Source organism: Streptomyces sp. NPDC004658 (assembly GCF_040609555.1).
Taxonomy (GTDB): domain Bacteria; phylum Actinomycetota; class Actinomycetes; order Streptomycetales; family Streptomycetaceae; genus Streptomyces.
Genome location: NZ_JBEXKG010000198.1, coordinates 1 through 11,833 on the forward strand (window position 1 = coordinate 1; position 11,833 = coordinate 11,833).

Annotated in this window: 11 protein-coding genes and 1 pseudogene; 7 read left to right on the forward strand and 5 right to left on the reverse strand. The window is 73.7% G+C overall.

Annotated features, from left to right (window positions below):
* Nucleotides 1-968 (forward strand): FUSC family protein (locus ABZV94_RS36510; protein ID WP_356348413.1); only part of this gene is annotated, 968 nt, incomplete at its 5' end.
* Nucleotides 969-1,008: 40 nt separating this feature from the next.
* Here the strand turns inward: ABZV94_RS36510 and ABZV94_RS36515 are convergent.
* Nucleotides 1,009-1,959, reverse strand: coding sequence for an endonuclease/exonuclease/phosphatase family protein (locus ABZV94_RS36515; RefSeq protein ID WP_356348415.1), 951 nt, complete (start codon nt 1,957-1,959; stop codon nt 1,009-1,011).
* Nucleotides 1,960-2,144: 185 nt separating this feature from the next.
* Between ABZV94_RS36515 and ABZV94_RS36520 the strand changes: the two genes are divergently transcribed.
* The 3 genes from ABZV94_RS36520 to ABZV94_RS36530 all read left to right on the forward strand — a co-directional run bounded on the left by ABZV94_RS36520 (nt 2,145) and on the right by ABZV94_RS36530 (nt 4,705).
* Nucleotides 2,145-3,524 carry an amidohydrolase gene (locus ABZV94_RS36520; protein ID WP_356348417.1) on the forward strand — a complete coding sequence of 460 codons (1,380 nt, stop codon included), beginning with the start codon at nt 2,145-2,147 and terminating at the stop codon, nt 3,522-3,524.
* Between the two features lie 117 nt (nt 3,525-3,641).
* Nucleotides 3,642-4,334, forward strand: a complete 693-nt coding sequence (locus ABZV94_RS36525) for a DUF899 domain-containing protein (protein WP_356348419.1) — start codon at nt 3,642-3,644, stop codon at nt 4,332-4,334.
* A gap of 194 nt (nt 4,335-4,528) precedes the next feature.
* Nucleotides 4,529-4,705: a hypothetical protein gene (locus tag ABZV94_RS36530; protein WP_356348421.1), complete on the forward strand. Its 177-nt coding sequence runs from the start codon at nt 4,529-4,531 to the stop codon at nt 4,703-4,705.
* A 28-nt stretch (nt 4,706-4,733) separates the two neighbouring features.
* Here ABZV94_RS36530 and ABZV94_RS36535 read toward each other — a convergent pair whose 3' ends face one another.
* The 3 genes and pseudogenes from ABZV94_RS36535 to ABZV94_RS36545 form a co-directional block, all read right to left on the reverse strand.
* Nucleotides 4,734-6,845 (reverse strand): ABC transporter ATP-binding protein, encoded by a 2,112-nt coding sequence (locus ABZV94_RS36535; RefSeq protein WP_356348423.1) that lies wholly within the window; start codon nt 6,843-6,845, stop codon nt 4,734-4,736.
* A gap of 246 nt (nt 6,846-7,091) precedes the next feature.
* Nucleotides 7,092-7,493, reverse strand: coding sequence for a hypothetical protein (locus tag ABZV94_RS36540; RefSeq protein ID WP_356348431.1), 402 nt, complete (start codon nt 7,491-7,493; stop codon nt 7,092-7,094).
* 419 nt (nt 7,494-7,912) lie between these two features.
* A pseudogene (locus tag ABZV94_RS36545) lies at nt 7,913-8,512 on the reverse strand (ATP-binding protein); the annotation flags it as partial.
* Between the two features lie 203 nt (nt 8,513-8,715).
* On the opposite strand from ABZV94_RS36545, the gene ABZV94_RS36550 reads away from it, so the two are divergent.
* From ABZV94_RS36550 to ABZV94_RS36560, 3 genes are all read left to right on the forward strand, one after another.
* Nucleotides 8,716-9,576, forward strand: a complete 861-nt coding sequence (locus ABZV94_RS36550) for a helix-turn-helix transcriptional regulator (RefSeq protein ID WP_356348425.1) — start codon at nt 8,716-8,718, stop codon at nt 9,574-9,576.
* Entirely contained in the window at nt 9,577-9,831 is a 255-nt protein-coding gene (locus tag ABZV94_RS36555) for a DUF397 domain-containing protein (RefSeq protein ID WP_030642274.1), read from the forward strand.
* Between the two features lie 86 nt (nt 9,832-9,917).
* Entirely contained in the window at nt 9,918-10,727 is an 810-nt protein-coding gene (locus tag ABZV94_RS36560; RefSeq protein ID WP_356348427.1) for an SAM-dependent methyltransferase, read from the forward strand.
* A 35-nt stretch (nt 10,728-10,762) separates the two neighbouring features.
* On the opposite strand, the gene ABZV94_RS36565 is transcribed toward ABZV94_RS36560, so the two are convergent.
* Nucleotides 10,763-11,833: PLP-dependent aminotransferase family protein (locus ABZV94_RS36565; protein WP_356348429.1), on the reverse strand; the 1,071-nt coding region annotated here is incomplete at its 5' end.

Genomic DNA, 11,833 nt, shown 5'->3' on the forward strand with positions numbered 1-11,833 from the left:
CGGCCCCCGCCCTGCGCGCCCTGGACGACGCCCTGTTGCGCGCCGCCGACGCCTTCGACCGGGGAGAGGGCGCCCACCGCGGGCTGTTCGGCCGCCGGCGTGGCTTCCGGCACGCCCTGCGGGCCGCGCTGGGCACCGGCGGACGCGAGTACGGGCTGCGCGTCGCCCTCTGCTTCGGCGCCAGCGCCGCCATCGCCCAGGCCCTGCACCACGCGCGCTGGCACGGACACCACGAGCACTGGTACTGGCTGCCCGCCACCACCGTCTTCCTCGTCAAGCCCGACCTCGGCCCGCTCGCCTCACGGGTGCTGTGCCGGGCCGCGGGGACCGTGCTCGGCGCCCTGGCGTTCGCCGGTCTCGCCGCGCTGCTGCCCCGCCCGGCCGGGCTGGTCGCGCTGGTGGCGGTCTGCGGCGCGCTCATACCGGTCGCCACCCGGCACTTCGCGGCGCTCACCGCCGTCGTCACCGTCCTCGTCCTCGCCCTGGTCATGGCCGGCGGGGAGCCGCAGGCCTCGGTCAGCCGGATCGGCGAGACCCTGCTGGCCTGCGCACTCGTGCTGGTCGTGGGACACCTGCCGATGCCGGGGGAGCGGGGCGGCGGGGTGCGGGCCCGGCTCGCGGCGGCCGGCAGCGCCGCCGACGCCTACCTCCTGCACGTCCTCGGCGAGTCCGGCGACCGCGCCGAGCGGTGGGCGCTGCGCCGGGAGGCCTACCGGACCCTCGCCGAGGCCCGGACCGCCATCGCCCTCGCCGCCGCCGAACTGCCCGCCCTCGCCCGGCACACCGAGGGCACGGATGCCGTCGCCGAGGTGCTGGAACGGCTCGTGGACACCACCACGGCCTGCGCCGTGCACCTGGACGTGACCGGCCGGCTCACCCCCCGGCACGTGCGCCGGCTCCACGAGGCGCTGGGGGAGCTGGAGCGGCGGGGGATGCGGGCACCGGCGCCCGAGACGGCTGCCGCCTAGCCGTGCCCGCCGGGCCGGCCAGGGTCTTGCGTTCGGATTCCTAGGCCACCCGTATCCACACCGGTGCGTGGTCCGAGCCGGGTGTGTCCCGGCGCTGCGCCGGGTCCGGGCCGACCGACGGCAGGTGGGGCGGCGGGTCGGTGGGCAGGCCGGTGCCCGCCTCCGTGACCCGGTGGGCCAGATGGTGGCTGACCAGCACATGGTCGATCAGCTCGCGGCGCCCGGAGTCGATCCGCGAGTAGCGGCGGTCGGCCGGTATCAGCGGGGCCACGTCCCACAGCCGTACCGCGTCGCCCTGGTCCGGGTGGTCGTACCCGGGGGTGCCGAACTCGGAGCCGGGCGGGCCGAGCAGGAGCTGTGTGGTGGCGGCCGTCACCTCGTCGTTGAGGTCACCGAGTACGGCCACGTCCCGGGCCCGGCCCTCGCCGGCCAGCAGCTCGTCCGCGAGGGCCCGCAGGGCGGTGGCCTCGGCGGCGCGGCGGTAGAGGGCGTACGCCCCGTAGCGCGCCCGTTCGCCCTCGTCGTGGGGGAAGAAGCGGTTGCCGGGATAGCTGAGCAGCTTGGACTTCAGGTGCGCGACCGCCACCGTCAGCTCACCCGCCCCGGTGTCCGCCGCCACCGCCAGGAAACCCCGGCCGGCCGCCGCCTCCGTCGCACCGGCATCGTCCGACTGCACCGGGCGCAGCGGCGCCGGGAAGCCGGCGGTGTCGGCGACCACGCGCAGCTCGGTACGGCCGAGGAAGCCGACCCGTATCCCGCGCCCGTCGGGATGCGCGGACAGGGCCGTGTGCCAGTCGCCGCCCAGCAGCCCCGTCAGGTCGGCGAGCGCGTCCGGGTCGCCGACCTCCTGGACGCCGAGCAGCAGCGGGTCGAGGGCGGTGATCACGCTCGCCAGCGCGGCGAGTTTCGCCTCGTAGGCGGCCTTGTCGCGGGGGCCGTACGGGCCGCCGGGGCGGTAGAGGTTCTCCAGGTTCCAGGTGCCGAGGAGCATGCCGGGCTCCTTTCGAGGCCGCGGACAGGGGCACCCGGGCAAAAGGGGCCCCGGACAGGGACACGGGGCCGCGTACGGGCCGTGATGAGGCCAGGGTGCGCGCCCCGCGCGCCGCGCGCGAGAGCTGTGACCCGGATGCGTGGTTCGGCTCACATCGCGGTACGACCGGGCCGTACGTTGGACTCATGAGTGCCGTTGGGCCCCCGGGCGCCGCCCCCGCCGACCTGGTCCTCACCGACTGCACGGTCCTCGTCCACCAGGACGGGGACGACGGGGAAGGAATCGGATTCCGCCAGGACGCCGCGATCGTCGTCCGCGACGGCGTGATCGACGCGGTGACGACGGCAGCCGCCGTACGGGACCTGCCGGCCGTCACGCGGATCGAGGCGCGCGGGCAGGTCGCGCTGCCCGGGCTGATCAACTGCCATACGCACGCACCGATGGTGGCCCTGCGCGGCCTCGCCGAGGACCTGCCGACCGAGGAGTGGTTCAACGACGTCGTCTGGCCCGTGGAGACCAACCTCACCGCCCGGGACGTGGAGTTGGGGGCGCGCCTGGCCTGTGCCGAGATGATCCGGGGCGGGGTGACCTGCTTCGCCGACCACTACTTCCACATGGACACCGTCGCCGCCGTCGTCGCCGAGTGCGGGCTGCGCGCCCACCTCGGCGCGGCCTACTTCTCCAGCCAGGGGCCGCAGGCGAGGGAGGCGTCAGTGGAGTTCGCGCTCCGCCTGCGCGGCGCCGCCGGCGGCCGTATCACCACGGCCCTCGCCCCGCACGCCCCCTACACCGTCACCGACGCCGACCTCACCGCCACCGCCGAACTCGCCCGTGCGCACGGCCTGCCCGTGCACATCCACGCCGCCGAGAACCGCGACCAGACCGACACCAGCCTCGCCCGGCACGGCCTCACGCCCATCGAGGTCCTCGACCGCACCGGACTCCTCGACACCGACCTCCTCATCGCCCACGGCACCGGAATCCTGGAACGGGACCTGCCGCTGCTGGCCCGCACGGGCGGCCGTACGGCCGTGGCCACCGCGCCCCGCGGCTACCTCAAGTTCGCCTGGCCGACGACCACTCCGGTACGGGGCCTGCGCGCGGCCGGCGTCCCCGTCGGCCTCGCCACGGACGGCGCCGCCTCGAACAACTCCCTCGACGTGTGGGAGGCGATGGCGCTGACGTCGCTGATCCAGAAGTCCACGGAGGGCGACCCACGCTGGCTGACCTCCCGCCAGGCCCTCCACCACGCCACGCTCCAGAGCGCCCGGGCCGTCGGGCTCGGCGACCGGGCCGGCACCCTCGCGCCCGGCCGGCGCGCCGACATCGTCCTCGTCGACCTCACCGGCCCGCACACCCAGCCGGTGCACGACCTCGCCGCCACCCTCGTGCACAGCGCCCGCGCCGCCGACGTCCGCACGACCGTCGTCGACGGCCGCGTGCTGATGCGGGAACGCGAACTGCTCACCCTCGACGTACCCGCCGTCGTACGGGAACTGACGGGCCGGCTGCCCGCGCTGACCGCACGCCACCCCGGGCGACGCCTCCAGGAGTACGACACCTGAGCCCGCACCTGGCCGAAAGCCGGGCAGGACTTGGCCGAAAAATGTTCCGCCCCCCGCGATGAGTTCCGCTGCCGACGGCGGTCACCACCCTGAACCGACCGTCGGACAGGAGGGCCCATGTCACACCCGGAGATCGTCTCTCGCGAGCAGTGGCGCGCGGCGCGCGAGGAGTTGCTGCGCAAGGAGGAGGCGGTCAGACGGGCGCGCGAGGCGCTCGGGGCCGAGCGGCGGCGGCTGCCCATGGTCGAGGTCGACCCGGAGTACGTCTTCGAGGGCGGCGACGGCAAGGCCACCCTGCTCGACCTCTTCGAGGGACGGGCCCAGCTCGTCGTCCACCACTTCATGTTCGCCCCGGAGTGGGAGACCGGCTGCCCGTGCTGCGCGGCCTTCCTGGACCAGGTCGGCCACCTCGCCCACCTGCGCGCACAGAACACCTCCTTCGCGGCCGTCTCCCGGGCACCGTTCACCCGGATCCTGCCGTTCAAGGCCCGGATGGGGTGGGCCGTGCCCTGGTACTCCTCGGCGCACAGCGGTGACGGCGGCGACCTCGGCCGCGCCTTCGGCCCAGAGGTGAGCCGCGACTTCAACCGTGACTTCGAGGCCACCGTCGAGTCGGGCGGCGAACTGGTCGAGCGCCCGGGCCTCAGCTGCTTCCTGCGCGACCACGACCGGGTGTTCCACACCTACTCCGTGTACGACGACGGGCTGGACGGACTGGGCACCACCTCGGCCCTGCTCGACCTGACCGCGCTCGGCCGCGGCCCGGCCGGGAGCGAGGTACTCCGGCTCCACGACGAGTACGACTACTGATGCCGGCGGTGCAGATGTCCACAGCCGGTGCCGGTCTTGATACGGAGCGTGCGGTTCGTGTCACAAGGTGAACGGATCCTCACGGTCCGCTCCGACCAGGTGTCGACAATGTCTCAGTCCCGTCACTGACCGAGGCCTTCGCCTTCTCCAGGGCGTTAACTCCTACACGTACGACGCTTTCCTGGAGGTGCGAGATGGTGAACGGGCGAACGGTGCTCGAACGCTTTCCCGCCGGTGGTCCGCGGGGCTCCTGGCCCGCGGAGGAGTTCGCGCACGCGCGGCGACTCGAAGGCCTGCCCGCCGAGGTCGTCATGGACCTCGCGACGGACACCTTCCTGGTGATCGTCCGCGGCGGCGAGACGGTCGAGTGAGCCGGTCGAGTCAGCCGGTCCGGTGGACTCAGGCCGGCTTCGGGGCAGGCACCCGCGCCGTGAACTGCTGCGCCTGGAGCGAGTACAGCTCCGCGTAGACACCGCCCCTGGCCAGCAGCTCCTCCGGGGTGCCGGACTCCACCAGGCGCCCCTGCTCCAGCACGTGCACCAGGTCGGCATGCCGGACCGAGGCCAGCCGGTGGGTGATCAGGACGACCGTCTGCCCGCCGCCCGCCAGCGCCCGGATCTTCTCGAACACCTCCAGCTCGGCCCGCGCGTCCAGCGCCGCCGTCGGCTCGTCGACGATCAGGATGCTCCCGCGCCGGTAGGCCGCCCGGGCGATACCGAGCCGCTGCCACTGGCCCCCGGACAGCTCGTGGCCGCCGCTGAAGTTCCGGGCCAGCAGGGTGTCCAGACCGCGCGGCAGATCCGCCACCACGTCCTCGGCGCCCGCCTCGGCGATCGACGCGGCCAGCCGCTCCTCGGTCATCGGCGCGGTGGAGCGTCCGACGGCCACGTTCACCCGGGCGGTGAACGGCCAGCGCTTGAAGTCCTGGGCCACCATCGCGACGCGTTCGGCGAGCAGCCTCCGGTCGGCACGCGCCGCGTCGACGCCGTCCCAGAGGATCCGGCCCCGGTCCGGCGTGTACAGCCCCGCGAGCAGCTTGACCAGCGTGGTCTTGCCCGAGCCGTTCTCACCGACGAGCGCGATGATCCGGCCGAGGGGGAGGGTCAGGGTGACGTCGTCGAGGGCGGGACGGGGGGCGGTGCCGGCCGGAACCCCGCCGGTGGGGTGCTTGCCGGTCGCGTGCTCTTCGGCGGGGTGCTTCCCCAAGGGGGCCTCTTCGGCCGGGTGCTCTGTGGCCGGACCGGGGACGGTTGCAGGCGGAGCCGGCGCATGTGCCCCGGCCGGGTGCCGGTCGGCCGGAGGCTCGTCGTGCGGGTAACTGAAGGTGACGTTCTCGAAGCGGATCTCCTTCGGGTCCTTGGGCAGCGGCTCCCCGCCCACAGGGATGGCCCGCTCGGCCGCCGCGGTGTACAGCCGCTGGAGATCGCCCACGAACAGAGCCTCCTCGTGCAGCTGGTTGACCTCCACCACCAGCGTGTCCAGGCTCGCCGCGCCCGTACGGATCGCGATCACCGCCGTACCGGCCACCGCCAGGGCCATCGCGCCGGTCAGCAGCAATGTGCCCAGCGTCGCGTACGTGGCGAGTGTCGCCAGGCCCGTCCAGGCCGCGGCGATCAGACCCGTCCGCGCGGCCAGCCGGGACAGCCGGGCCTGCTCCGCCTCCGCGGTCTCCGACATGGACCGGAAGTGGCGCAGCAGGAACGGTCCCACACCGTGCACCCGGATCTCGGGGGCCGCGGTCGGCTCGGTGAGCAGGCTGCTGATCAGCTGACCGGCCCGAGCGTGCTGCACCCAGGTGTGGAAGGACTCGTAGCGGCGCCGGGCGTTGGTCAGCGCGCTCCAGGCGCTGGGCAGGGTCATGGTGACCAGCAGGGGCAGCAGCGCCGGATGCAGCACGGTGAGCACGCCCGCCGCGGCGACCAGCGAGATCATCGCGTTGATCACCCGGGTGCTGTAGCTGATCATGTGCCGGGCGGACCGGGCACCGTACTGGGCCGTGTCCAGCAGTTTGTGGAACGCGTGGTCCTCGATCGCGGCCAGCTCGACGTTCGCCGCACGCTCCAGGTACAGCTCGGTCGCCACCCGCTCCACCTTGGGTTCCAGCCGCCCGGTGGCGTAGACGGAGGCGGCCCGCAGCAGCGCGGCGACCAGCGTCACGACGGCCATCACGACCAGGGCGGGGGCGGCGGCGCGCAGCCGCTGCTCGATGTCCGGGCCGGTCAGCAGCTTGCCGAGCGCGTTGTTCACGGCCAGCAGGCTCACCGCCTGGGCCACGCCCCGGCCCGCCTCGGCGGCCAGCACCACCCGTGCGGCCCGCGCGTCCGCCTGCCGGGCCAACCGGAGACTGGACGCGAGCATGCCGGGCAGCCGGGTCATCATCGCCCGGAAGGTCAGCGCGAGGAAGGCGTCCGCGTGCTGGTTCCAGCCCATGTCGTACCGCAGCGGCCCGCCGAACAGCAGCCGTTCCGACGCCGACACCACCGGCTCGGCCGCATCCCGCTTCTTCCTCACCGTGACCTCCCGACCCCTGGGGAACGGCCACTATCCCGGCCGGGGACCCCGGCTCGGCAGGGCGCGAGCAGACGCACGAGGGGCGCGGAGGAAGCACGGTCCGCGTGAGCGGCGCGGTGCGCGGGCGCTGGGTGGCGTGTGTGACCTGGACGGGGGGCGGCGGGCCCGCGGGCCGGGGAGTGGGCGGTGAGGGTGGTGGCCGGGCGGGGGAGTGAGCGGTGAGGGTGGCCGGGCCGGGGCAGCGGGCTAGGCCGAGACCGCCTGCGACCAGTCCGGAGCCGTTCCCGTCACCCGGCACAGGGCCAGGTACAGCGGGATCGGCGGGGTGTACGGAACCGTGCCTTCGGGGCGATGGATGAGCCGGGCGGTGGCGCCGGTGACCAGGGCACCGGCGGCGTAGAGGGCCGGGGACGGCCAGGGCAGGGCGTAGTCGGAGTCCGACGGAACGATCCACCACCAGTGGGAGCCGTCGGCGTACACGCATCCGACCCGTGGAAGCCGGGGTACCACGAGCGGGCCGAGGCGGTCGGGCACGGCCACGGCGTCGCAGCCGAGCGGAGCGGTCATGCCGTCCGGCAGGGACAGCCGGTGGGCCTGGTCGGGGGTGGCGCGCCGGCGCTGGAGCCGTACCAGGGTGTCCAGACCCATGGCGTGCTCCTGGCCGGCACCGCTGCCGGCGGCCGGCCCGGCGCCGCTCACGTCCGCCCCCCGGGAAGATCCGATTCCGGTGCCCCGTACGGGTGCTGCTCCGGCTCCCCCCGCCCCTGTGGTCCCGGCGCCGCCGGTCCGTGCCCGCCGGGCACCCCCGCCCCCTGCGGCCCAGCCGCGTCCGGCCCGTACCGCTGGGTGGCCCGCCGCCGCTGCCCCGGTACGGCGTCGCGGCGGTGCTCCGACGCCGTGTCCGGGTGCTCACCCGAGGCCGTGTACCGGAGCCCCCCGGGTGCGATGTCCCCGTGTCGCGCCGGTGCCGTCCCCCGCTGCTCCTGCGGCGTCACCCGCCCGGTCGCATCCGGCGCCATCCGCCCACTCGCCTCGGTCGCCCGGTCGTGGTCGGGGTCGTCCGGGCGGCCCGGCTTGGGGCGGGCACCCCAGCCCAGGTCGTCGCGCGGCTCGGCGGTGTCCTGGGCGTCGGTGGCGTCGGTGTCGTTCCGGCGGGGCAGCTCGGCCCAGACCAGCAGACCGGGGCCGTGCTCCTGGGCCCCCCAGGCCCGGCACAGCGCGTCGACGAGAAGCAATCCCCTCCCGTGCTCCTCGTCAGGTCGCTGCGGAGACGGGTGGGGTTCGCCAGGAGCACAGCCCTCGTCGCGTACGGCTATGCGCACCATGTCGTCGTGGTCGTGCAGTTCGCACACGACCCGGCCGCTCGCGGTGTGCACGATCGCGTTGGTGACCAGCTCGGATATGACCAGGGCAGCGTTGTCGCAGGTGTCCGCGCACACCGCCCAGCCGGACAGCCGGGCCTGCGTCAGGCGTCTGGCCTGGGCGACGGAACCCGGATGTGCGGCCAGTTCGAAGCGGAACCTGCGCTCGGCAGTGCCCCCCTGGGAGGGCGCTGCCTCCCCCACGCTCGAACCGGCTCGCGCGGGGAAACCCCCATCGGCGCCGAGACCGGAACGGTCTGCGGCGGCGTCTGTTCCTAAAGGCGCGGACGGAATCACGCCTGCCACTATCGCCCCGCCATGGACACTTGGCAAGAGTCACTCTGAAAATTGCAGAGTGCTGTGTGACTCGGTCAGGGCTCGTGGCAGACTGCTGGCAACAGCACGTCGCGCGGCGCCAATTGGAGTCGTCGGAGGTCCGGCCCGGTCTTCGAATGAACCTTCGAATGGCGCCGCAGGGCTGTCAGGAAACTTTCGGTGGAGGTGGGAGCGTGAGCGAACCGCGGTCCGCGCCGACGGTGGGCCAGGTGGTCCTCGGCCGGCGCCTGCTGGACCTGCGGGAACGCGCCGGACTGAAGCGCGAGGAGGCCGCCCGCGTCCTCCGCGTCGCCCCCGCCACCGTCCGCCGCATGGAGATGGCCGAGGTCTCCCTCAAAATCCCGTACCTGCAACTGCTGCTGAAGGCCTACGGCGTCCCCGACGAGGAGGCCGAGATCTTCGTCCAGCTGGCCGAGGAGGCGAACAAGCCCGGCTGGTGGCAGCGGTTCCACGACATCCTGCCGGGCTGGTTCTCGATGTACGTCAGCCTGGAGGGCGCGGCCAGCCTCATCCGCTCCTACGAACCGCACTTCGTCCCCGGCCTGTTGCAGACGGAGGACTACGCGCGCGCGGTGCTCAAGTCCGGTGCCGTCGGCCAGACGAGCCCGGAGGACATCGAGCGGCACGTCGCGCTGCGCATGCAACGCCAGCAACTGCTCACCCGTCCCGACGCCCCCCGCTTCTGGGTGGTGATGGACGAGACCGCCCTGCGCCGCCCGGTGGGCGGCCCGGAGGTGATGCGCGCGCAGATCGACAAGTTGCTCCAGGCCACGAAGCTGCCCCATGTGACGCTCCAGGTCGCCCCGTTCGCCAACGGGCCGCACCCGGGGACCTACGGGCCCTTCGTGCTGTTCCGATTTGCCATGTCAGAACTGCCGGACATGGTCTACAGCGAGTACCTGACCGGCGCCGTCTACCTCGACGCGCGCACCGAGGTGGCGACCCACCTGGAGGTCATGGACCGCATGGCGGCGCAGGCCGCTACGGCACAACGCACGAAGGAGATCCTCCGGGATCTCCGCAAGGAGCTGTGAATGGATCGCATCAAGCCGCGCGGACGCGTCTACAACGGCATGCCCGCGCGGGAGTTGGGCAGCGAGGGGTGGCACAAGCCCTGGAGCGGCGGCAACGGCGGAAACTGCCTGGAGGCGATGAAGCTGGCCGACGGACGGATCGCCGTACGCCAGTCGACCGACCCGGACGGGCCGGCCCTGATCTACACCACGGACGAGATGACCGCGTTCATAGAGGGCGCCAAGGCGGGGGAGGCCGACTTCCTGCTGTCCTGATTCCGGCGTGTGTTGTTTGTTACGCAACTTCCTTACCGTGATGCCAGGTTGATCATTCATCGCGTCCGACGCTTACGGAGTGCCGCATGACAGGGCAGGACCCCACGGCCATCGAGATCGACACCAGCAAGCCGCACCCCGCGCGGATGTACGACTGGTACCTCGGCGGCAAGGACAACTACCCCGTCGACGAGGCCATGGGCCGGCAGATGCTGGCCCTCGACCCCCGGGTGCCGGTGATGGCCCGGGTCAACCGCGCGTTCATGCACCGAGCCACGCGCTGGCTGGCCCAAAAGGGCGTACGGCAGTTCCTGGACATCGGCACCGGCATACCCACCGAGCCGAACCTGCACCAGGTCGCCCAGCGGATCGCGCCCGACGCCCGGGTCGTCTACTGCGACAACGACCCGATCGTGCTCGCCCACGCGGCGGCCCTGCTGCGCGGCACCCCCGAGGGCGTCACCGAGTACCTCCAGGCCGATGTCCGCGACCCTGACGCCATCATCGAGGGCGCCCGGCGGATCCTGGACCTCGACCGGCCGGTCGCCCTCTCCCTGGTCGCCCTGCTGCACTTCATCCCCGACCAGGACGGGGCCCACGCCCTCGTCTCCCGGCTGCTGTCCGCCCTGCCGTCCGGCAGCCACCTGATGATGACCCACGCCACCGCCGACTTCACGCCCGAGGAGTCGGCGGCGGCCGTCGAGAAGCTCAAGGCCGCCGGCGTCACCCTCGCCCTGCGCTCCCGCGAGGAGTTCGCCCGCTTCTTCACGGGCCTCGACCTGGTCGACCCCGGCGTCGAGATCGTCCACCGGTGGCACCCCGAACTGGGCGAGCCGGTCCCGGGCCAGGACGACGGCGTGATCCCGGGGTACGGGGCGGTCGCGCGCAAGCCGTAGGCCGCGCTCCCCGCCCCCTGTCCGGCCGATGGGTCTCACCCCGGCGGCAGCACCCCGCACAGAGCCTCCAGCGCGGCTCCGTAGGCGTGTTCGGCCGGGGCCGCGTATCCCACCACCAGGCCGTCGCCGGCTTCCGTCGGACTCCGCGGATGCCGGAACGCGGCGAGACCGTCGAGGGCGACGCCCTGCCACGCCGCGGCCTTCACCGTCGACCGCTCCGTGCCGGACGGCAGCCGCAGCACCGCGTGCAGCCCGGCCGCGACGCCCGTCACCTCGATGTGCGGCGCCTGCGCGGCGAGCGCGGCGACCAGCCGGTCACGCCTGCGCCGGTACCGCTGCCGCATGCGCCGCACATGGCGGTCGTACGACCCACAGGCCACGAAGTCCGCGAGCGCGAGCTGGTCCAGCACGCTCGCCCACCCCTCCCGCTCGCCCTTCGCCGCCAGCACGGGCTCGACATACCGCTGCGGCAGGACCATCCAGCCCAGCCGCAGCGCCGGCGACAGGCTCTTGCTGACCGACCCGATGTGGATCACCCGCTCCGGATCGAGCCCCTGAAGTGCGCCGACGGGCCGGCGGTCGTACCGGAACTCCCCGTCGTAGTCGTCCTCCAGCACCACCGCCCCCCGCGCGCGGGCCCAGTCGACCACCGCGGCCCGGCGCTCCGGACGCAGGGGGCCACCGGTCGGGAACTGGTGCGCGGGCGTCAGCAGCACGGCTCGCTCCCGCCCGAGCACGTCCACCCGCGCCCCGTCCTCGTCCAGCGGCAGCGGTACGGTGCGCACGCCCGCCGCCGCGAGCAGGTCCCGGTGGAATCCCAGCCCGTACGCCTCCACGCCCAGCGGACCGCGCAGCAGCCCACCCGCACCCGGTCCGTCCCGGACGCCCCGGCCGAAGAGAAGCCGCAGCGCGTGCGCGAAACCCGAGCAGATCACGATCCGGTCCGGCTCGGTACGTACCCCCCGCGCGCGAGCCAGGTACTCCGTCAGCGTCTCGCGCAACTCGCGGCGCCCGGCGGGATCGCCCGGCCCGAACGCCTCGTTCGGCGCAGCCCGCAGCGCCCGCCGGTACGAGGCCGCCCACGCCGCACGCGGAAAGGCCGACGC